Genomic DNA, 19,972 nt, shown 5'->3' on the forward strand with positions numbered 1-19,972 from the left:
ATGGACATCGGAGTCGTGTTGCAGTGCACTCCGCCTGCATCACGCGTCGTGGACCTCGCCAGACGCGCGGAGACGCATGGTTTCTCGCATGTCTGGACGTTCGATTCCCACCTGCTGTGGCAGGAGCCGTACGTCATTCACAGCCAGATCCTGTCGGAAACCAGGAGGGTTGTCGTCGGGCCGATGGTGACCAATCCCGCCACCCGTGACTGGACGGTGACGGCGTCGACGTTCGCCACGCTCAACGACATGTTCGGCAACCGTACGGTCTGCGGAATCGGTCGAGGTGACTCGGCGGTTCGCACCCTCGGCGGAAAGCCGACGACGCTCGCCCAGTTGCGCGAGTCCATTCATGTCATCCGCGAGCTCGCCAACGGCCGGTCGGTGTCGCTCGGTGACACCGTCGTCCGATTCCCGTGGGCGACGAGATCGACACTCGAGGTGTGGGTTGCCGCGTACGGACCCAAGGCGCTCGACCTCACCGGGGAAGTCGCCGACGGGTACATTCTGCAGCTCGCCGACCCGGACATCGCGTCGTGGACGATCGGACGAGTCCGGGCCGCCGCGGACGCCGCCGGGCGGGATCCGTCGTCGATCAAGTTCTGTGTGGCAGCACCCGCCTACGTCACCGACGGCAGCGCGAGCGCACTCGCGCATGCGCGTGATCAGTGCCGATGGTTCGGGGGAATGGTGGGCAACCACGTCGCGGACATCGTGGCTAGATACGGAAACGACGGTGGGGGTGTACCTGCTGCGTTGACCGACTACATCGCTGCACGCACCGGGTACGACTACAACGAGCACGGTAAGTCCGGGAATTCGCACGCCGAGTTCGTGCCCGACGACGTGATCGACCGGTTCTGCATCCTGGGCAGCCCCGCCGAGCACGTCACGAAGCTGAAGGCGCTCGAAGCGCTGGGTGTCGACCAGTTCTCGGTGTACCTCCAGCACGATGCCAAATCGGCGACACTGGAGTCCTACGGTGAGCACGTCATCCCGGATCTGGCAGGGGCGACGACTGCATCCGTCGGATCGGAGGAAGGCGGCAAGTAGATGGACCACGTGTTCTACTCCTGGGCGGCGCAGGCCGAGTTGAACCCGATCACCGTCGACGGCGGCGAAGGGTCCTGGTTCTGGGACGACAAGGGGAATCGATACCTCGACTTCTCGTCGCAACTCGTCAACGTCAACCTGGGTCATCAGCACCCGGATCTCGTGGCGGCGATCGTCGACCAAGCCCGTGTGCTGACGACGATCTCCCCGACGGTCGCCAACTCCACCCGAAGCAAGCTCGCGGCTCTCGTCGCGGAGCGAGCACCGGGCGATCTGAACCGAGTCTTCTTCACCACCGGAGGAGCAGAAGCCGTCGAGCACGCCGTGCGCCTGGCCCGCCAGCACACCGGCCGGACGAAGATGTTGGCCGCGTACCGCTCGTACCACGGCGGAACCGGTGTGGCCATCGGCTTGACGGGTGAACCGAGGCGGTGGGGCACCGAACCGACCAACGTCGACGTCGTCCGGTTCTTCGGTCCGTACCCCTATCGGTCACCCTGGGGCACAACGACTCCCGAGGACGAGACCGCAGCGGCGCTGTCCCATCTGCAACAGGTCGTCGAGCTCGAGGGCCCGGGGAACATCGCGGGCCTCATTCTCGAATCCGTCGTCGGTACCAACGGTGTCCTGGTGCCACCGCCGGGTTACCTGGCGGGGGTGCGCGAACTGTGCGACCGGTACGGCATCGTCTACATCGCGGACGAGGTCATGGTCGGATTCGGCCGGGTCGGGGAATGGTTCGCCTGCCAGGCCTGGGACGTCGAGCCCGACCTGATCACCTTCGCGAAAGGAATCAATTCCGGCTACGTCCCGCTGGGCGGCGTCGTCATTTCCGAAGCCATCGCGTCGAAATTCGATCACAAGCCCTATCCGGGCGGGTTGACGTACTCGGGGCATCCGCTGGCCTGTGCGGTCGGTGTGGCATCCATCGAAGTGTTCGAACGCGACGGAATTCTGCCCTACGTCCGAAGCGTCGGCGCCGACGTGCTCGGCGCCGGACTGGCCAAGCTCGCCGAGTCCCATCCCAGCGTCGGGGAGGTGAGAGGTCGGGGGTTCTTCTGGGCTGTGGAACTGGTCAAGGATCGGCAGACGCGTGACCCGTTGGTGCCGTTCGCGGCGACGGGCAAGGATGCCGAACCCATGGGGAAGGTGACCGCGGCGGCGAAAGCGCGCGGCCTGTGGCCGTTCATGGCGGGCAACAGAATTCAGATCGCGCCACCGTTGACGACGACCGAGGACGAACTCCGACAGGGCCTGGAGATTCTCGACGATGTCCTGACCGTCTCCGACGAGTGCGCCGCCGCCCTCGACTAGAGAACGGCTCCGGGATTGAGGATGCCGTCGGGGTCGAGTGCGGACTTGATTCGCTGAGTCAGCTTCATGACGTCCTCGCCCACCTGATCCGGTAGCCAGGCCTTCTTGAGCCTGCCGACTCCGTGTTCACCGGTGATCGTGCCGCCCAGCGAGATCGCGAGATCCATGATGGCGCCGAACGCGATGTTCGCGCGTCGCTCCATGTCCGCGTCGGCTGGGTCGAACACGATCAGAGGGTGGGTGTTTCCGTCGCCTGCGTGTGCGATGACCGCGACCAGTACTTCGTACTTCTCCGCGATCCTCTCGATGCCCTCGACCAGGTCGGGGAGCGCCGGCAATGGAACCCCGACGTCCTCGAGCAGGAGGCTACCCATCCGTTCCACCGCAGGGATCGCGAATCGCCGTGCTGCAGCGAAGGCTTCACCCTCGTCGGGATCGTCGGTGGTGAACACGTCGGATGCCCCTGCTTCGGTGCACGCCGAGGCCATGATGTCGATTTCCCGTCCGCGATCTGCGCCGGGGGAGTCCGAGCGGGCGATGAGCATCGCGGCCGCACCCCGATCCAGTCCCATCTTCATCGCGTCCTCGACCGCTCCGATCGACGCACGGTCCATGAACTCGAGCATCGACGGACGGAGATTCCGGGTGATCGCGAGAATCGCCGTCGTCGCGTCGCGCACCGAGGAGAACGATGCGACGACGGTGCTCGCGGGCGGCTGTGCGGGCACCAGTCGAACGGTGATCTCCGTGATGATCCCGAGGGTGCCTTCGCTGCCGACGAACAGCTTGGTCAGAGAGAGTCCCGCAACATCTTTCAGCCGAGGGCCACCGAGACGCACAGCTGTGCCGTCGGCGAGGACCACTTCGAGGCCGAGCACGTAGTCGGTGGTCACGCCGTACTTCACGCAGCACAGACCGCCCGCGTTGGTGGCTGCGTTGCCGCCGATGGAACACATCTCGAACGACGACGGGTCGGGCGGATACCACAGGCCGTGCTCGGCGGCGGCTTTCTTGACCTCGACATTGAGCAGACCGGGCTGGGTCACGGCTACACGCGTCACGGGATCGACATGGATGTCCCGCATCGATTCGGTCGTGAGAACGATTCCGCCGTCGACGGCGGTTGCACCGCCGGACAATCCGGAACCGGCGCCCCGGGGAACCACCGCGACGCGATGCGCGGTGGCCCACTTCATGACCGCCTGCACGTCGGCGGTGCAGGTTGCTCGCACGACGGCCAGCGGTGATCCGGCATCGGGGTCCTTCGCCCAATCTCGTCGATATCCCTCGGTGATGTCGGGATCGACGATGACGGATCCCTCGGGGAGTGCGCGGCGCAGTTCGGTCAGGTCGGTCATCACCCCAGACTAGGAGTGGAGCCCGCGGCATGAACCGGAGTTGATTGAAACCGCGAGAATTAGGTCGGCTACGTATTGCGTTGCAGTGTCAGCTCCGCGAGTCTGGTTGCTCCGGCGCACGGATCGACTGTTCCGGATCGGTACTGAACCCACCAGGTGATGGTGCCGGAGTACGAGGCGGTGATGCCGCAGGACGCGGGGTCGCCCGGCCGCCGGGACAGAAAGGCGCTCGCGCCGCCCACCGTGACCGGCTCCACCGAGTACTCGAGTTTCTCGGACAGCTCGCGCTCGCGGCCCAGCGAATTGTCCTCGTACCAGGCGAACGTGACGTCGATCAGCCCCGACGGGCCGGATCCGGACCACATGCAGACCGCACCGAAGAAGTACTGGCTCACGGTGTCCGCTTGGACCGACTCGGCGATCTTGTCGTCCGGCACGGCGACGCATTCCTGCAGTAGTTTGTCGAATTCTGTGTCGACGTCACCCGCGCCTTGCGCGACGGGGGTTCCGGAGACGGTCGTGCTGCAGCCGCCGACGAGTAGGGACAGTGCCGCTGCGGCCGCGGCCAGGGAAGCTCGACGTCTCATGGCAGTGCCTATCTCGCATTCTCGACGGTCGCGCGCACGAGGTCCTCGACCACGTCGCAACTGTCGCGAGGTGGTGCGGCGTAGACGTAGTTGAGCGACCAGTGCAGGAAGCCGTCGCCGGACTCGACGCCTGCCTCGCACGACGCGTCGCTTCCTCGTGCGGTGAACCCCGGGTGCCCGTCGGCATCGATGACGCCGATCTCGCGTCCCATCTGGCCGGCGACGGTGCGTTCGCGGTCTATCGGGCTTCCTCGATACCAGGTGAACATCGCGTATGCGCCGGTGTCGACGGCGTCCCAGCGGCAGCGAACAGCGTTCTTCGACGACGAGGCGAGCCCGCGGACCCCGGTGATGGACGTCAGTTCTTCGTCGGTCAGCGAACCGCATTCTCCGACGAACAGTTCTTCGGTCTGCGCGGAGTCCGGCTCTGTCGTGGGCGAGGCGCCGCCGTCGGTGTCGTCGGAGCCGGAGCATCCGGCGGCAAGTGTCACTGCCGCTACCGCGCCGATGATGGTTGCCCGCTTCCACACGGTTGTGGAGCCTACCGAGTCGAGTGCTGGATGTCGTTGCGCACGGCCGACGTGAGTCACACCAGTAACTTCAGTCACTTCCGTTACCTGATCGATGCGCGCACGCAACGCAATGTTGTAGCTGCGAGGTCTAGCGTCCTGCGAAGGCGGGTCGTCAGGTCCGTCCAGGGCCGGGAGTGGCACACACGGTCGGCCCCTGTGTCAGCGAGGAGGCCCGAAAATGATGGAGCCGAAACAGAAGTCGTGGAACCACGTCGCTGCGATGTTCTCGTACGAATTCCAGGACGGCGGAGTCGACTACGACACCATCGAGGCGATCCACCGCGGAGACGTCCAGGAGTGGGTCACCGCACTCGCGCAGTCCGGATTGTTCGAGCGTGCCACCGTCGCCGACGCCGAACAGACGTGGAAGCGACGGCCCAAGATGCTGCTGGACATGCTGCTGATCGACGCCGACGAAGTGACGCGCCGCCGGTGCGAAATGGCGTGGATCTCGCTGGACCGGCTGGCCCCGATCGCACAGTTCGGTTAGAGGCGCTCGAAGCGATCGCCGTCGACCACGACGACCTGCTCGTCGGTCAGCGTCAGGTACGGGACGTTCTCGCGCTCGAACACTGACACCATGGCCTGCGCGGCGCCGTCCTCGTCGAGAATCGACCCGAAATGCGGGACGAACGAGTGGTCGGTCAGACCGAGGCCGGTCCACGATGCTGTTCGACCGGCGGCCGCCTCGACTTCCGTCGGATCGTCGGCTGCCTCCACTCCTCGAAGCGACGGTGAGGCGATGCACGCGCCCGCGCTGTACCCAGCGAACACGAGGGAACCGTCCCGCACTCGCGAGGTGATCTCGCCGTCGGCGCCCGCGATCTCGAGCCGAGCTTGCAGCACGAACGTGTTACCCCCGCGGATCCAGACCGTGTCGACGGCGTCGAGTTCTCGGCGGAGCGCGTCGCGGTCGGTTCGGAATCGACGGAGGTCGAGTTCCTCGGCGACGTAACCGAGTTCGCTCAGGCTCCGCAGTTCGCTGACGACGGCAGACTGCCGCGCCGAGGCGGGCCACGCATCCGCGGCATTCGCGATCACGGCGACGCGACCCGGACCGGACGTCAGGGCGAGAAATTCGTCGACGTGCGCGCCGAACCGGTACGACGCCAGAAACAGCTTCACCTGGACTCTTCCTCGTCCAAACGCGTCAAACCCGTCCTGATCGCCGACGCCGTCGCCTCGGGATTCTTCAGCCGTCGCGTCACGAATCCCGTCACGAACCGCAGTGTGTCACCGGTCCATCGCGGTACGACGTGAAGGTGCGTGTGGAACACGGTCTGGAAGGCGGCTTTGCCGTCGTTGAGGACGAGGTTGGCGCCGTCCGAACGAAGATCCGACCGCCTGATCGCGCGAGACAGTCGTTGTCCGGCGGCGAACACTGCGCCGCCGAGGCGCGGATCCAATGTGTCGAGGTCTTGCGAGTGTCTTTTCGGAATCACCAGGAGATGGCCGCGAGTGATCGGTCTGATGTCGAGAAACGCCACGACGTCGTCGTCGTCGTACACGGGGACCGAGGGGGCATCGCCGTCGACGATGGCGCAGAACACGCAGTTGTTCACGCCGCAACTGTAGGTGGGCGCCGACATGCCCACTGTGATGTCCGTCACTGCAAATGGAAGGGTTGCACGTCGGGGCGCGTCGGATTCGATTCAGAACAAACCACAGTTGTGGTCTGGGTTACCTGAGGTCTGCCTCATTTGGCTATCATCAGGGACCTTGTGCCTTGACGCTGGGCTTTGCCTGTTTGCCGCGCGGTTACCCCCGTTCGCCGTACCACGGGCGCCATTCAACATACGAAAGTCGGAGAATTGGAAACATCGCAGAGCACAGAGAGCAGGACGACACGTGTCGGTGTCGTGCGTGAGTCCGCGGACGGCGAGCGCCGAGTGGCCTTGGTGCCCAAGGTCGTCGCGTCGCTGATCGGTAAGGGCGTCGAGGTCGTCGTCGAGTCCGGTGCGGGTTCGGGAGCGTTGATTCCGGACGAGCTGTATGCCGCGGCCGGAGCAACGATCGGGGACCCGTGGTCCGCCGACGTAGTGGTGAAGGTGGCCCCGCCGACGGATGCCGAGATCTCGAAGTTGTCGTCGGGTTCGACGTTGATCGGATTCCTGGCGCCGCGTAACGCCGACAACAAGATCGACGCACTCGCCGCCGCCGGGGTGCAGGCGTTCGCGGTCGAGGCGATCCCGCGTATCTCCCGCGCACAGGTGATGGACGCACTGTCCTCGCAGGCCAACGTGGCCGGGTACAAGGCCGTTCTGTTGGCCGCGTCGGAATCGACTCGCTTCTTCCCGATGCTCACCACCGCCGCAGGCACGGTCAAGCCGGCGACCGTGCTGGTCCTCGGCGTAGGTGTCGCGGGTCTGCAGGCGTTGGCGACAGCGAAGCGTCTCGGCGGCCGGCCAACCGGTTACGACGTGCGCCCGGAGGTGGCCGATCAGGTTCGTTCCGTCGGTGCGCAGTGGCTCGATCTGGGGATCGACGCTGCCGGTGAGGGCGGATACGCACGTGAGCTGACCGAGGACGAGCGTGCCCAGCAGCAGCAGGCACTCGAAGAAGCGATCAAGGGTTTCGACGTCGTCATCACCACCGCGTTGGTGCCGGGTCGTCCGGCTCCGCGTCTGGTGACGGCCGCCGCTGTCGAGGGCATGAAGCCCGGCAGTGTCGTCGTCGACCTCGCCGGTGAGACCGGCGGCAACTGCGAGCTGACCGAGCCCGGCCAGACCGTCGTCAAGCACGACGTCACCATCGCCTCGCCGCTGAACTTGCCGGCCACCATGCCCGAGCACGCCAGCGAGCTGTACTCGAAGAACGTTTCCGCACTGCTGGAACTGCTTCTCGACGAGAACGGCGCACTCACGCCGGACTTCTCCGACGAGGTCGTCGCGCAGTCCTGTGTCACCAGAAAGGCTGACGCCTGATGTACACCGCTCTTCTCGCGAACATCGCGATTCTCGTGTTGGCGGGCTTCGTCGGATTCGCCGTCATCTCCAAGGTTCCCAACACGCTGCACACACCGTTGATGTCCGGCACCAACGCCATTCACGGCATCGTCGTGCTCGGCGCGCTCATCGTGCTCGGCCGTCTGCCCGAGGATGCGTCGTGGGGTGTGCGGATCATCGCGTTCGTCGCGCTGATCTTCGGCACGCTCAACGTCGTCGGCGGCTTCCTGGTCACCGACCGCATGCTCAGCATGTTCAAGTCCAAGCCGGTGCCCGCCAAGGCTGTCGAGAAGGGCGCTGACTCCTGATGAACAACCTCGTCAACATTCTCTACATCGTTGCGTTCGCGATGTTCATCTACGGTCTGATGGGCCTGACGGGCCCGAAGACCGCCGTCCGCGGCAACTGGATCGCCGCTGTCGGTATGGGTATCGCCGTCGTCGCGACCCTGATCGAGGTGCGCGACGCCGCCGCGATCAACTGGATTCTCATCGCCGCCGGTCTCGCGATCGGTGTTCTGCTCGGCGTTCCGCCGGCCAAGCGCACCAAGATGACGGCCATGCCGCAGCTGGTGGCGCTGTTCAACGGCGTCGGCGGCGGCACCGTCGCGCTCATCGCGTGGGCGGAGTTCATCGAGACCGACGGGTTCTCGGCGTTCCAGCACGGTGAAGAGCCGACGGTGCACATCGTCGTCGGATCGCTGTTCGCCGCAGTCATCGGTTCGGTGTCGTTCTGGGGTTCGCTCGTGGCCTTCCTCAAGCTGCAGGAACTGCTGAACAAGAACGTCGAGAAGGCGTTCGTGAAGAATGCGCGCATCTTCCAGCTCACCAACATCGTGCTGCTCGTCCTCGCCGTGGCGGTCGCGATCTACATCGGTGTCAAGTCGACTCCGGGTGAGGGCACCTCGGTGTGGTTCATCGTGCTGGTGCTCGTCGCAGCCGGGCTGATGGGTCTGTTCGTGGTGTTCCCGATCGGCGGCGCGGACATGCCCGTCGTGATCTCGCTGCTCAACGCTCTCACCGGACTGTCGGCAGCGGCTGCCGGTCTTGCGTTGAACAACACGGCCATGATCGTGGCAGGCATGATCGTCGGCGCATCCGGTTCGATCCTGACCAACCTGATGGCAACGGCGATGAACCGGTCCATTCCGGCGATCGTGTTCGGGTCGTTCGGTGGCGGTGGCAGCGATGCCGGACCGGGCGCGGACGCATCGGGTGGCACGGTCAAGTCGACATCGGCCGCGGATGCAGCGATCCAGATGGCGTACGCATCGCAGGTCATCGTCGTGCCCGGGTACGGCCTCGCTGTCGCGCAGGCTCAGCATGCCGTCAAGGACATGGCGTCGATCCTCGAGAGCAAGGGCGTCGAGGTCAAGTACGCGATCCACCCCGTTGCCGGCCGTATGCCGGGGCACATGAACGTGCTGCTCGCCGAGGCCGACGTCGAGTACGACGCGATGAAGGAAATGGACGACATCAACGGCGAGTTCAATCGCACCGACGTCACCATCGTCATCGGCGCCAACGACGTCACCAACCCGGCGGCGCGCAACGACCCGTCGAGCCCGATCCACGGTATGCCGATCCTCAACGTCGACGAGTCGCGGTCGGTGATCGTGCTCAAGCGATCGATGAGCTCGGGTTACGCCGGTATCGACAACCCGCTGTTCACCGCCGATCGCACCTCGATGTTGTTCGGCGACGCGAAGAAGTCCGTCAACTCGGTGATCGAGGAGCTCAAAGCTCTGTAGTTCGTTCTTCGGTGCGAGTGCCCGGTGGCCTGACACGGTCACCGGGCTATCGGCGTTCTAGCGCAGTCTTCGCAGTGCGAGAGCAGCGGTGTCGAACGGATTCTGGGCCTCACGCTCGGCAGCGACGGGCGAGTACAACATGACTGCGGACGACCCAGCCCACCACGCGGTCACGATAGCCACAGTCGTCACGATGCCCACGACTGTCGCCGAACCGCCGATGACGGCCGCCGCGGACACCGTCGCCACTGCAACCGCGCCGAGTCCCCACACCATCGGCAGGAACCGCGCACTCGCGACGAGTGTCGCCGCGCACACCAACGATGCACACGCCGTCACGTACCCGTTCGGCAGCGCCGACGCCGGCACCCAGCCGTCGGCCCACGACCGCACCGCTGCCGTCGTCAGAGACGCTCCGAGTACGAGGGCGATGACGGCACCGATCCCGTACGGCAGCTTACGAATCAGCGACACCACCGTCAGACCTGCCACCGCGACCAGAACGGGGGTGACTCCGAACGCTTCGAGCAGTGCGTTCGCGGGTCCGTCCAAGCTGGGAACCAGCGCCCGCGAATACGGATACGTCACGCCCGCGAGCGGAAGCACCACGAGTACCACGGCCAGTACTCCCAGCAGCCCGGCGACTGCGACGAGCCGTGCCATCAATCGCCTGCTTCGAGCCAGTGCGTCGTGGTCGATCTCGATGCCCTCGAGCTGCACCAATTCCATGCTGTCGGTGTCGGCACTCACTGCCTACAACACCCCCTTCGTGTCGCCCCTGTAGTACTACTGCGTTGTCCGCACGCCTGTCCTTCGGCTACGAGGATGCCGTACGACTCTGAGCGTGCGGTGTGAAGGTTCCGTCAATCCCGTTCGGGCAACACCGTGCGCGGTCGAACAGTTCCCGCCGCGGCTGCAGCGACAATCGTCAGCGCCAACGGGACAGCCATCGCCGAGGTGAGGGACACGAAGTGGGCGATCCAGCCGACGATCGCAGGTCCGGCCAGCAGCCCGACGTATCCCATTCCGACGACGCGAGACATGTTGGTCGCCGCGCCGCCTCCGAGGTTGCCTGCGGCGGTGAAGATCTGCGGAACGCTGCCGGACAATCCGAGGCCGAACAACGCCCATCCGGCGAGCGTCAGCGGCAGCACGTCCGAGACCAAGACCAGAGCCATCCCCGCTGCCGCGATCGCGTTGCCGTACCTGACCACCGCGACCGGGCCGAAGCGCGCGCTGACTCGATCCGCACAGAACCTGCCGACGGTCATCATCGTCGCGAAGAATCCGAAGGCGAGAGCTGCGGTGCTGTCCGACGTGGCGAGGTGCTCCTTCACCTGCAACGTGCTCCAGTCGTTGGCGACCCCTTCGGACAGAAGGAGGGCGAACGCAAGGGCTCCGAGCGCCAGGACGCGCGGAGAGAATCGGCCCCGCGCGGAACCGTCGGCTTCGGACTCCCCGGTGTGCGGCGACGTGCGGGGGACCAGGAACGGGCGGCAGCAGGCCAACACGCCGATGCCGACAACGGCTGCTCCGATCGTGGTCGACAGGATCGGGATGCCGATGGACAGGGTGGCGGCTCCCACGAGTGAACCCACGACGCCACCGACCGAGAACAGAGCGTGGAATGCGGACATGATCGGTCGCGCGTAGACGCGCTCGACGTCCACTGCCTGAGAGTTCATGGACACGTCGAGAGCACCGTTGAAGATGCCGAACACGAAGAGCGCTGCACCCAAGGTGGCGGCATTCGTGGCGAGCGCCGGACCGACGACTGCGGTGGACAGCAGCACTCCGGCGACAGTAACGATTCGATAACTGCCGTATCGGTCGGCCAACGGGCCGGCGGCCTGCATCCCCACGATCGCTCCGCCCGCCAAGACGAGGAGCAGCGATCCGAGGGTGGCGTGCGAGATACCGACCTGACGCTCGACGGTCGGAATGTGCACGACCCAGATAGCGAAGAGGAAGCCGTTGACGGCGAACACTCCGAAAACGGCGGCGCGGGCGCGGCGGGCAGCGGCTGTCGAGATTGCGGCCTTGTCGATCACTGCACGCACGCTACCTGGTTGTTTGCGTCGAGCCCGCGGTGAGAGGTCGTGGGTGGACGATCTTGGTAAGCATTCGTAGCTGGATAGTCGCCGGATGCCGGCGACTCGTGTGACGCTTATCACATCATTCGGTTTGGTCTGGCGACACAACCGGGCGGAAGCGTAGTTTCGATGGATCGGACAGGAGTGCAAATTCGTTACAAATCTCTTCGTAACGATCTGAGAACGGTGCCGAGAAGGTTGGGCCGAGCGGCTGACCTGGCACCGCACAGCGACGCCGATCGAAGGAGACATCATGACCCTCGCACACACCCGCCAGGATCTCGCGGACGCGACACCCACAGTGCTGGACGCCGCAGTCGATTCGGCGCCGCTGTCCTCTTCTCAGCTGGAGATGATGCGCGCGTTCTTCTCGTGCGAGTTCGAGGTAGCTCGCCTCGACCGCGAGTCCATTCCGGCGGCTACGCCGGACGCCGTCGCCGAGTGGATCGACGCCCTTCGTATGAGCGGGCTGTTCTCCCCGTCCGAGATGCGCACGATGTCCGCGGCGTGGACGAGTGAGCCCGACGCGCTGGTGTCCTTGCTCGTCGGTGATGTCGACGAGGTGGCCGCTCGCCGCGACGTCACGGAATCGAGCCCTGAGGACGTGAACGTTTCCGCCCCGATCGTCGACGCAGCCGCCGACACCGAGCTCCCGAAGGCCAGCTGAGAGTACTTCTCACCATCCATTCGACGCCGCGGACGCCCACACGGGTGCGTCCGCGGCGTCGCTCGTCGTACGACACGTCGCAGCTCGTTGTTCGGCGAATCCACGCTCGGTCACGCGTCGTCCGTGCGACAGTGACGAGTGTTGATTCGCAAGTGAAAGGACCTTCGAGCGTATGACGACAGGTGTGGACTTCGACGCCGTCTCCGAATGGATCGGAGGCCTCGGCATCGGTGCAGTGGCCCCGCTGACATACGACAGGGTCGGCAACGGACAATCCAACCTCACGTACGCGGTCGCCGACGCCGGCGGTAGTCGCTGGGTACTGCGGAGGCCGCCACTCGGCACGTTGTTGGCATCCGCACACGACGTCGTCCGGGAATACCGGATCCTCACCGCCCTGCAGAACACCGGTGTTCCGGTCCCCAAGATGATCGCGGTGACCGAGGATTCACAGGTGTCCGACGTGCCTCTGGTGCTCATGAGCTACGTCGACGGCGTCGTGCTCGATTCGGTGCAGAAAGCCGAGGCCACCGCACCCGACATTCGCCGGGCAATCGGATCCAGCATGACGAGCGCGCTCGCGAGCATTCACCGGGTGGACCTCGACAGCGTCGGGCTCACGGACCTGGCCAGCCACAAGCCGTACGCGGAGCGGCAACTCAAGCGCTGGCGAACACAGTGGCAGCACACGCAGACACGTGAAGTACCGGCAATCGACACTCTCGCCGAGCGTCTCGCAGCGAACATCCCGGATCAACGAGAACTGACGTTGGTGCACGGCGACTTCCACCTCAACAACGTGATCACCTCACCCACCGCCGGTGACATCGTGGCCGTCGTCGACTGGGAACTGTGCACGCTCGGTGATCCACTCGCGGACATCGGCGGGCTCCTCGCCTACTGGCCGGAAGCGGGCGACGCCGTCGCAGGGCCGTTCATGGCCTCGACCTTGCCCGGCTTCCCGACCCGACAGCAATTGACGGCCGACTACGCAGCGAAGACGGGGCGCGACGTCACAGCCGTCGGATTCTGGCAGGTGCTCGCGCTGTGGAAGCTGTCCATCATCGCCGAGGGCGTCATGCGACGAGCGGAAGCCGACGCCCGCAACCGCGCCGACGCCGGTTCTCCCACGACGACCCTCATCGACGACATCATCGCCCGGGCTCTCAGCACCGCCGACGACATCGGCCTCTGAAATCTCCGCCTAGTCACTCCCGGTCTAGCTGGGGTCGTTCCTGCCGGCTCCACTCCCGGTCTAGCTGGGGTCGTTCCTGCCGGCTCCACTCCCGGTCTAGCTGGGGTCGTTCCTGCCGGCTCCACTCCCGGCCACAAGAGTGCGGGCGGCGGCATCGATCTCGGTGGGAATGGCGACGGGACGACGCGTCTGCGCGTCGACGTACACGTGGACGAATCGGCCGGTGGCTGCCAGGTGCAGCTCGTCGCCCGGGCTTTCGCGGAACAGAGCGAGCGCGTAGACGATGCTGCGGGTGCCCAGTTTCTCGACCGACAGGCCGACCTGCAGGGCGTCGGGGAACGACAACTCGCTGTGGTACTTGCACGACGTCTCGGCGACCACACCGATGGCATCCAGTGCCCTGATGTCCACGCCTGTGGTGTGCATCAGCCAACCGTTCACCGCGGTGTCGAAGTACGAGTAGTAGGTGACGTTGTTGACGTGCCCGTAGTGATCGTTGTCGTCCCACCGCGTGGCGATCGGCCAGAGGGCCGGGTACTCGGCGGCGGTGTTGCGTTCGGCTCGCTGGCCGGCGGAGGCGGTCATGGTTGCTGACTCTATCGGCCGCGCGCCAGAACCCAGCGAACGACGAGGCCGACGACCAACGCCCAGAAGGCGGAGCCGATACCGAAGATGCCGATGCCCGACGCCGCGATCACGAACGTGAGAACGGCCGACTCCCTCCCGTTCTCGTCTTTCAGGGCACCGGCGAGCGAGGCGGCGAGCGTGCCCAGCAACGCCAGTCCGGCAACGGTTTCGACCACACCGGCAGGCGCAACGGACACAAGAGTCGCCACGGCAGCCGAACATGCTGCGAGGAGAAGGTAGAACCAGCCTGCCGACGATGCTGCGATCCAGCGACGCTGGGGGTCGGGGTGCGCCTGCGGCGCCGCGGCCAGGGCTGCGCTGATGGCTGCGAGGTTGACGGCGTGCCCACCGAACGGTGCGCCCACCATCGTTCCCAGGCCGGTGACCCCCATCGCGGGCCGCCAGGGTACGTCGTATCCGTAGGACTTCATGACGGCGACGCCCGGGATGTTCTGCGATGCCATGGTGACGATGTACAGCGGCAGCGCGATCCCGACGATTGCTTGCCACGTCCAGTCCGGTGCGGTGAAGGCGACGTGCGGAATCAAGTCCGCGGCGGGGGGAATACGCTGCGCGACAGCGACATCGATGGCAATGACCACGGCTGCGGTGCCGAATGCAGCGGGAACGGCCCACCGCGGAGAGTAACGCTGCAGCACCAGCCAGACCACGATGACCGGTGCGATCGCCCCGGGTGATGCGGCGAATGCAGTTACCGGTTTCAGGCACAGCGGCAACAGGACACCCGCGAGCATCGCCTGCGCGAGAGATGTGGGAATGGACGTGATCAGTGCGCCGAGACGCGGCCACAGCCCGGTGGTGATCACCGATGCGCCGACGACGAGAAACGCGCCGACGGCAGCGGGCCACCCGCCGGCCACCGCTCCTGTCCCGGCCAGCAGCGCGGCACCGGGCGTCGACCAGGCAAGGGTGATGGGTTGGCGATACCGCCGGGAGAGGTAGATCATTCCGAGAGCCTGAGTCACGCAGATCACCAGGAGCCCCGACGCTGCATCCGTCGGTGACGCGCCCACCGCGCGAAGACCGGTCAGCACCACGGCGAACGAACTGGTGAAACCGACGAGCGCGGCGACGATGCCCGCGAGGATCGGTTGAAGTGCGCTCGGTGTCGATCGGGTCGGCTCTGCCACGAACAGCAATGATGCCCTGTGTGGGGGTACGCCGGTAATCGTGGATGCGTGCTTACCGGCCACAGCGGCCGATGTGCTCCGTTAGTGTTGCAATCGTGAAGTTGTTCGTGGGAATCGATATGGGCACCGGCAGCAGCAAGGGCGTCCTCGTCACCGCCGACGGAGAGGTTCTCGCCTCGGAGCAGCGAGCCCACGAGATGTCGTTACCGCACCCGGGCTGGGCGGAAGTGGATGCGGATGCGGTCTGGTGGGGTGACGTGTGCGTCATCGCATCGGCGTTGATGAACCGGGTTCCGTCGGGTTCCGAGGTCGCGGGCGTCTGTGTCAGTGGGGTCGGTCCGTGTCTGGTGCTCACCGACTCCGAACTGCGTCCGGTGCGGCCGGCGATCCTGTACGGGATCGATTCGCGGGCCTCGTGCGAAATCGAGGAGCTCACCGAGCATTTCGGTGCCGACGCCATTCTGGAGCGATGTGGCAAATCGTTGTCCAGTCAGGCAGTGGGGCCGAAGATCGAGTGGGTTCGCAAGAACGAGCCGGAGGTGTTCGATCGTGCGAGACGGTGGTACGGATCCAATTCGTACATCGTCGCCAAGCTCACCGGTGAGTACGTGCAGGACCATCACACGGCCAGTCAGTGCGACCCTCTCTACTCGGTTCGTGAATTCGGTTGGAACGCAGACTGGATCGACCGAGTTCTGGGCGGACTCGAGGTGCCGAGGTTGGCGTGGCCGAGCGAGGTCGTCGGACATGTCGATGCGCGCGGCAGTGCTGCGTCCGGCATCCCTGTCGGCACGCCCGTGGTGGCGGGAACTGTCGACGCGTACGCCGAGGCATTCAGTGTGGGAGTGCGGCATCCGGGTGATCTGATGTTGATGTACGGATCGACGATGTTCCTGGTGCAGGTGTTGGCGGACTATCACACGAATTCTGCGCTGTGGACCACCACGGGAGTGCAGGCAGGCACGTATGCACTCGCGGCGGGAACATCCACCGCCGGTTCACTGACCACGTGGCTTCGGACACTCACCGGTGGAGCGCCGTTCGAGGAGCTGATGCGTGAGGCATCGGCCGTTCCAGCAGGGGCCGAGGGGTTGTTGATCCTGCCGTACCTCGCAGGCGAGCGAACGCCGGTGTTCGACGCCGATGCCCGCGGTGTGATGGCAGGACTGACTCTTCGGCATGGACGAGGTCATATCTTCCGGGCTGCGTACGAGGGAATCTCCTTCGGTATCAGGCAGATTCTGGAGATGTTCGACGACGCGGCCACGCCGGTCAACCGAGCCGTCGCCGTGGGTGGTGGGCTGCGGAGTCCGGTGTGGGCGCAGGCGCTCAGCGACATCACCGGACAGACGCAGCTCGTCACCGAGCAGGCCATCGGGGCGAGCTACGGTGACGGCCTGCTGGCCGCTATCGGGGTCGGGGAGGTATCGCCCGAAACCGACTGGGCCACCGTGGCATCCGAGGTGCCGCCGAATCCTGCACACCGCGCCCTGTACGACGACCTGTATGCCAGTTGGCTCCAGCTCTACCCGGCGACGCGAGACATCGTGCACGCGGGCGCTCAACTGACCAGGTAACCGCCGTCGACCGGAATGTCGATTCCATTGATCATCGCCGACGCGTCGGAGGCGAGCCACAGCGCAGTCGCCGACACCTCCGACGGCTCGGCGAATCGGCCGGAGGGGATCCGCGCGAGCATCGGTGCGGATTTCACCGGGTCGCCCCATACCTTATGGCCCATGTCGGTGAGAACTACTGTGGGGCAGACGGAGTTGGCCCGGACGCCTCGCCCGCCGAGTTCGAGCGCGAGCACTTTGGTGGCCATGATGAGTCCGGCTTTGGACGTGCAGTACGCGTAGTGCTCGGGGAGTGGTCGTAGTGCCGCGGCCGATGCGACGGTGACGATGGATCCGCCGTCGCCGTCCGCCATTGCTCGGCCGATACGCGCTGCGAGCAACGACGGGGCTCTCAAATTGACCTGGATCACTTCGTCGAAGTGCGCTGTATCGAGTGCGTCCACCGTTTCCGGGTAGGAGATTCCGGCGTTGTTGACGAGTACGTCGACGCCGCCGAACGCGTCGACGGCGTCGGCGGCGAGCGTGTCCGGACCCGCTGCTGTCGACAGATCTGCGACGACGATGGCGGTCTCGGTGTCGAGTGTGCGAGAGAAGCTTTCGAGCGATTCGTGATCTCGACCGGAGAGAACGAGGCGCGCGCCTGCCGCGGCGAACGTCTGCGCGATGTCGGCGCCGATGCCGCGACTTGCGCCCGTGATCAGCACGCGTTTGCCGTCGAGGCTCGGAGTCGTGGATCGGTCGATCGTAGGTGTCATGCCGTGTCTTCCTCGTCGAGTGTCGTGATGTGGGACAGGATGTCCTGTGCGGTCGCCGGGTCCGTGACGAGTCGATTGAAGAAGTGCGCTCGCGCGCCGCTGACGATCGGCACCACTTTGTCCGACCCGACTGCCACCGCGATCCCGACCGGAATCTTCTGCAGTGCATCCAGTTCCACCGCGATCAGACGATCGGAGCCGGGGAACTCGACAGAGTTTCCGTCCCGGTCGTAGAAGCGTGAGCACACGTCGCCGACAGAGTCTCGCAGTGATGCGGAGTCGGTCGGGACGAAGCGGGGTATGTCGGAGCGCAGGAGGGGAGGTGCCCCGACGCCCATCAGGATGCACCGGGCCTGGGGCCAGAGTTCGAGCACGCGTTGAATTGCGGGGTCCGAGTGGATGATCGAGTACAGATCGGCACCGGGAAGCGCGGGTGCGAACAGGTAGTTGGCTCGTCCGCCGAGTTTGTTGGAGATCAGTCTGGTGATCTCGTTCGTCTGGTACCACTCCTCGGGCTGGTCGTTGCCGCCGACGGTCGGAGCCACCAGGATTCCCGGGATTCTGTCCAGGTCGAACTGAGCCACTTCGTACACGGTTCTGCCGGAGGAGACCAACAGGATGTCGCCGGGGACGAGCCCGACCGCGGCGAGTGCTTTGGACACTGCGGGAGCGAGGTAGCGACCCATGAGATCGACCGTCGGTTTCGACGGCGTGGCCGGGGGCAGGGGTGCCGACAGGTAGACGTACTCGAGGCCGAGGGCGGACGCAACGCTGTCCGCCAGATCGTCCTGCGAGTAGTTGCTCGGTGGCACGACCTCGATACGAACGATTCCCTGACGCCTCGCCTCGGAGAGAAGTCTGCTGACCGTCGCTCGGCTGGTTCCGAGTTTGGCGGCGACCTCGGCCTGAGTGGCGTCCTCGTCGTAGTAGAGCTTGGCCGCCGTGTAGAGCAAGGTCGGCGCGAAGTGGCTCCCGTCGGCCGATTGGCCCGACAGGGGGTTCTCGCTCGCAGATCCTGTGATCGCCATGGTCGGAAGTATCCCACTGAACATATGTGCACGGAGTTTGAATTGCTGAACATTCGTTCTGGACATATGTATACCTGTTCGTTAATGTGAGCGCCAACACATCGCCGACAGGCAATGTCTCGCCTCACCCGCGACGACCGCGCGGACACGAAACTGCTGAACGAGGAGTCATAGATGCCGGACACGACAATCCCGGAGAAGATGCAGGCTGTGGTCTGCCACGGCCCGGAGGACTACCGGCTCGAGGAAGTGCCGGTACCGGTACCCGGGCCCGGCGAAGCCCTGGTTCGCGTCGAGGCGGTCGGGATCTGCGCAAGCGACCTCAAGTGCTACCACGGCGCAGCGAAGTTCTGGGGCGACGAGAACCGACCCGCCTGGGCCGAGACCGACGTCATTCCCGGTCACGAATTCGTGGGTGAAATCGTTGTGATCGACGACGAGGCGTCGGCCAGGTGGAACGTCTCGGTCGGTGACCGTGTGGTGTCGGAGCAGATCGTGCCGTGCTGGAAGTGTCGCTTCTGCCTGCGCGGCCAGTACCACATGTGCGCGCCGCACGACCTGTACGGATTCAAGCGTCGCACCCCCGGCGCAATGGCCAGCTACATGGTGTACCCCGCAGAAGCATTGGTGCACAAAGTGTCCAAGGACATCCCCGCCGCGCACGCAGCATTCACCGAGCCCCTGTCCTGCTCGCTGCACGCCGTCGAGCGGGCAGGGATCACATTCGACGACGTCGTCGTCGTCGCAGGATGCGGCCCCATCGGCCTGGGTATGATCGCCGGCGCACGGGCGAAGAACCCCGCGCATGTCATCGCGCTCGACATGCAGCCGGAGAAGCTGGCGCTCGCGAAGGAATGCGGCGCCGACATCGTCGTCGACATCCGCAACGAGGATGCCGAGAAGATCGTCAAGGACCTCACCGACGGATACGGCGCCGACGTCTACCTCGAAGGGACAGGACATCCCACTGCCGTTCCGCAGGGACTCAACCTGCTTCGCAAGCTCGGCACGTACGTCGAATACGGCGTCTTCGGAAGCGATGTCACGGTCGACTGGTCGATCATCTCCGACGACAAGGAACTCGACGTTCTCGGCGCGCATCTCGGCCCGTACTGCTGGCCCGCAGCCATCCGCATGATCGAGTCCGGTGTCTTGCCGATGGACAAGATCTGCACCCATCAACTACCCCTCGCTGACTTCCAGAAGGGTCTCGACCTCGTCGGAAGCGGCGCAGAGTCGGTCAAGGTTTCGCTGATTCCGTCCTGATTCGCTCCTGCACGAAGCACTTTGGAGACTTACC

21 protein-coding genes are annotated in these 19,972 nt (G+C 65.3%); 10 read left to right on the forward strand and 11 right to left on the reverse strand.

All coding sequences use genetic code 11. The features are described from left to right. On the forward strand, positions 1-1,053 hold the full coding sequence (locus H292_RS0124310) for a TIGR03842 family LLM class F420-dependent oxidoreductase (RefSeq protein WP_019667166.1): 1,053 nt from the start codon (positions 1-3) through the stop codon (positions 1,051-1,053). Continuing rightward, positions 1,054-2,367, forward strand: coding sequence for an aspartate aminotransferase family protein (locus H292_RS0124315; protein WP_020113119.1), 1,314 nt, complete (start codon positions 1,054-1,056; stop codon positions 2,365-2,367). Here the strand turns inward: H292_RS0124315 and H292_RS0124320 are convergent. From H292_RS0124320 to H292_RS0124330, 3 genes are all read right to left on the reverse strand, one after another. Further along, positions 2,364-3,725, reverse strand: coding sequence for an FAD-binding oxidoreductase (locus tag H292_RS0124320; RefSeq protein WP_020113120.1), 1,362 nt, complete (start codon positions 3,723-3,725; stop codon positions 2,364-2,366). The two genes, H292_RS0124315 and H292_RS0124320, sit on opposite strands and share 4 nt — an antisense overlap. Positions 3,726-3,793: 68 nt before the next feature. Then, positions 3,794-4,312, reverse strand: a complete 519-nt coding sequence (locus H292_RS0124325) for a DUF3558 domain-containing protein (RefSeq protein WP_020113121.1) — start codon at positions 4,310-4,312, stop codon at positions 3,794-3,796. 8 nt (positions 4,313-4,320) lie between these two features. After that, positions 4,321-4,842, reverse strand: coding sequence for a DUF3558 domain-containing protein (locus H292_RS0124330; RefSeq protein WP_230595570.1), 522 nt, complete (start codon positions 4,840-4,842; stop codon positions 4,321-4,323). Between the two features lie 220 nt (positions 4,843-5,062). Here H292_RS0124330 and H292_RS0124335 point away from each other — a divergent pair, with 220 nt between their 5' ends. Then, positions 5,063-5,374, forward strand: coding sequence for a hypothetical protein (locus tag H292_RS0124335; RefSeq protein ID WP_020113123.1), 312 nt, complete (start codon positions 5,063-5,065; stop codon positions 5,372-5,374). On the opposite strand, the gene H292_RS0124340 is transcribed toward H292_RS0124335, so the two are convergent. Both H292_RS0124340 and H292_RS0124345 read right to left on the reverse strand, forming a co-directional pair. Beyond that, a complete protein-coding gene (locus H292_RS0124340; RefSeq protein WP_020113124.1) occupies positions 5,371-6,009 on the reverse strand; it encodes a Type 1 glutamine amidotransferase-like domain-containing protein in 639 nt (212 codons plus the stop codon). The two genes, H292_RS0124335 and H292_RS0124340, sit on opposite strands and share 4 nt — an antisense overlap. Continuing rightward, positions 6,006-6,446 carry an HIT family protein gene (locus tag H292_RS0124345; protein ID WP_026348142.1) on the reverse strand — a complete coding sequence of 147 codons (441 nt, stop codon included), beginning with the start codon at positions 6,444-6,446 and terminating at the stop codon, positions 6,006-6,008. Before H292_RS0124345 ends, H292_RS0124340 begins: the two co-directional genes overlap by 4 nt. A 249-nt stretch (positions 6,447-6,695) precedes the next feature. Between H292_RS0124345 and H292_RS0124350 the strand changes: the two genes are divergently transcribed. From H292_RS0124350 to H292_RS0124360, 3 genes are read left to right on the forward strand one after another with little or no spacing between them, the layout of a single operon-like run. Then, complete coding sequence (locus H292_RS0124350) at positions 6,696-7,808, forward strand: Re/Si-specific NAD(P)(+) transhydrogenase subunit alpha (protein ID WP_019667174.1); 1,113 nt, start codon at positions 6,696-6,698, stop codon at positions 7,806-7,808. Next, complete coding sequence (locus H292_RS0124355; protein WP_020113126.1) at positions 7,808-8,137, forward strand: NAD(P) transhydrogenase subunit alpha; 330 nt, start codon at positions 7,808-7,810, stop codon at positions 8,135-8,137. The genes H292_RS0124350 and H292_RS0124355 overlap by 1 nt, the downstream gene beginning before the upstream one ends. After that, on the forward strand, positions 8,137-9,579 hold the full coding sequence (locus H292_RS0124360; RefSeq protein ID WP_020113127.1) for an NAD(P)(+) transhydrogenase (Re/Si-specific) subunit beta: 1,443 nt from the start codon (positions 8,137-8,139) through the stop codon (positions 9,577-9,579). Before H292_RS0124355 ends, H292_RS0124360 begins: the two co-directional genes overlap by 1 nt. Before the next feature lie 57 nt (positions 9,580-9,636). Here the strand turns inward: H292_RS0124360 and H292_RS0124365 are convergent, their stop codons facing one another. After that, positions 9,637-10,329 (reverse strand): hypothetical protein, encoded by a 693-nt coding sequence (locus H292_RS0124365; RefSeq protein WP_019667177.1) that lies wholly within the window; start codon positions 10,327-10,329, stop codon positions 9,637-9,639. A gap of 113 nt (positions 10,330-10,442) precedes the next feature. Then, positions 10,443-11,639, reverse strand: coding sequence for an MFS transporter (locus tag H292_RS0124370; protein WP_020113128.1), 1,197 nt, complete (start codon positions 11,637-11,639; stop codon positions 10,443-10,445). Between the two features lie 286 nt (positions 11,640-11,925). Here H292_RS0124370 and H292_RS0124375 point away from each other — a divergent pair, with 286 nt between their 5' ends. Both H292_RS0124375 and H292_RS0124380 read left to right on the forward strand, forming a co-directional pair. Further along, complete coding sequence (locus H292_RS0124375; RefSeq protein WP_020113129.1) at positions 11,926-12,339, forward strand: hypothetical protein; 414 nt, start codon at positions 11,926-11,928, stop codon at positions 12,337-12,339. Positions 12,340-12,511: 172 nt separating this feature from the next. After that, entirely contained in the window at positions 12,512-13,534 is a 1,023-nt protein-coding gene (locus H292_RS0124380) for a phosphotransferase family protein (RefSeq protein WP_019667180.1), read from the forward strand. Positions 13,535-13,630: 96 nt separating this feature from the next. On the opposite strand, the gene H292_RS0124385 is transcribed toward H292_RS0124380, so the two are convergent. Both H292_RS0124385 and H292_RS0124390 read right to left on the reverse strand, forming a co-directional pair. Next, positions 13,631-14,119 carry an acyl-CoA thioesterase gene (locus H292_RS0124385; RefSeq protein WP_020113130.1) on the reverse strand — a complete coding sequence of 163 codons (489 nt, stop codon included), beginning with the start codon at positions 14,117-14,119 and terminating at the stop codon, positions 13,631-13,633. 11 nt (positions 14,120-14,130) lie between these two features. Continuing rightward, entirely contained in the window at positions 14,131-15,321 is a 1,191-nt protein-coding gene (locus H292_RS0124390; protein ID WP_019667182.1) for a benzoate/H(+) symporter BenE family transporter, read from the reverse strand. Positions 15,322-15,407: 86 nt separating this feature from the next. On the opposite strand from H292_RS0124390, the gene H292_RS0124395 reads away from it, so the two are divergent. Further along, a complete protein-coding gene (locus H292_RS0124395; protein WP_020113131.1) occupies positions 15,408-16,889 on the forward strand; it encodes an FGGY-family carbohydrate kinase in 1,482 nt (493 codons plus the stop codon). Here H292_RS0124395 and H292_RS0124400 read toward each other — a convergent pair. Together H292_RS0124400 and H292_RS0124405 are read right to left on the reverse strand one after the other, a co-directional pair. Continuing rightward, a complete protein-coding gene (locus H292_RS0124400) occupies positions 16,874-17,644 on the reverse strand; it encodes an SDR family NAD(P)-dependent oxidoreductase (RefSeq protein WP_020113132.1) in 771 nt (256 codons plus the stop codon). The genes H292_RS0124395 and H292_RS0124400 overlap by 16 nt on opposite strands. Further along, positions 17,641-18,672: a sugar-binding transcriptional regulator gene (locus H292_RS0124405; RefSeq protein ID WP_051104989.1), complete on the reverse strand. Its 1,032-nt coding sequence runs from the start codon at positions 18,670-18,672 to the stop codon at positions 17,641-17,643. The genes H292_RS0124400 and H292_RS0124405 overlap by 4 nt, the downstream gene beginning before the upstream one ends. Positions 18,673-18,846: 174 nt before the next feature. Between H292_RS0124405 and eltD the strand changes: the two genes are divergently transcribed. Beyond that, positions 18,847-19,938: an erythritol/L-threitol dehyrogenase gene (gene eltD / locus H292_RS0124410; protein WP_019667186.1), complete on the forward strand. Its 1,092-nt coding sequence runs from the start codon at positions 18,847-18,849 to the stop codon at positions 19,936-19,938. Positions 19,939-19,972 lie beyond the last annotated feature (34 nt).

Source organism: Rhodococcus sp. 114MFTsu3.1, assembly GCF_000383555.1.
In the GTDB taxonomy this organism is placed as follows: domain Bacteria; phylum Actinomycetota; class Actinomycetes; order Mycobacteriales; family Mycobacteriaceae; genus Rhodococcoides; species Rhodococcoides fascians_E.

Coding starts and splice junctions, on each gene's coding strand:
- H292_RS0124310 (WP_019667166.1), top strand. CDS start 1: ATGGACATCGGAGTCGTGTTGCAGTGCACTCCGCCTGCATCACGCGTC.
- H292_RS0124315 (WP_020113119.1), top strand. CDS start 1,054: ATGGACCACGTGTTCTACTCCTGGGCGGCGCAGGCCGAGTTGAACCCG.
- H292_RS0124320 (WP_020113120.1), bottom strand. CDS start 3,725: ATGACCGACCTGACCGAACTGCGCCGCGCACTCCCCGAGGGATCCGTC.
- H292_RS0124325 (WP_020113121.1), bottom strand. CDS start 4,312: ATGAGACGTCGAGCTTCCCTGGCCGCGGCCGCAGCGGCACTGTCCCTA.
- H292_RS0124335 (WP_020113123.1), top strand. CDS start 5,063: ATGATGGAGCCGAAACAGAAGTCGTGGAACCACGTCGCTGCGATGTTC.
- H292_RS0124355 (WP_020113126.1), top strand. CDS start 7,808: ATGTACACCGCTCTTCTCGCGAACATCGCGATTCTCGTGTTGGCGGGC.
- H292_RS0124360 (WP_020113127.1), top strand. CDS start 8,137: ATGAACAACCTCGTCAACATTCTCTACATCGTTGCGTTCGCGATGTTC.
- H292_RS0124375 (WP_020113129.1), top strand. CDS start 11,926: ATGACCCTCGCACACACCCGCCAGGATCTCGCGGACGCGACACCCACA.
- H292_RS0124380 (WP_019667180.1), top strand. CDS start 12,512: ATGACGACAGGTGTGGACTTCGACGCCGTCTCCGAATGGATCGGAGGC.
- H292_RS0124385 (WP_020113130.1), bottom strand. CDS start 14,119: ATGACCGCCTCCGCCGGCCAGCGAGCCGAACGCAACACCGCCGCCGAG.
- H292_RS0124400 (WP_020113132.1), bottom strand. CDS start 17,644: ATGACACCTACGATCGACCGATCCACGACTCCGAGCCTCGACGGCAAA.
- H292_RS0124405 (WP_051104989.1), bottom strand. CDS start 18,672: ATGGCGATCACAGGATCTGCGAGCGAGAACCCCCTGTCGGGCCAATCG.
- eltD (WP_019667186.1), top strand. CDS start 18,847: ATGCCGGACACGACAATCCCGGAGAAGATGCAGGCTGTGGTCTGCCAC.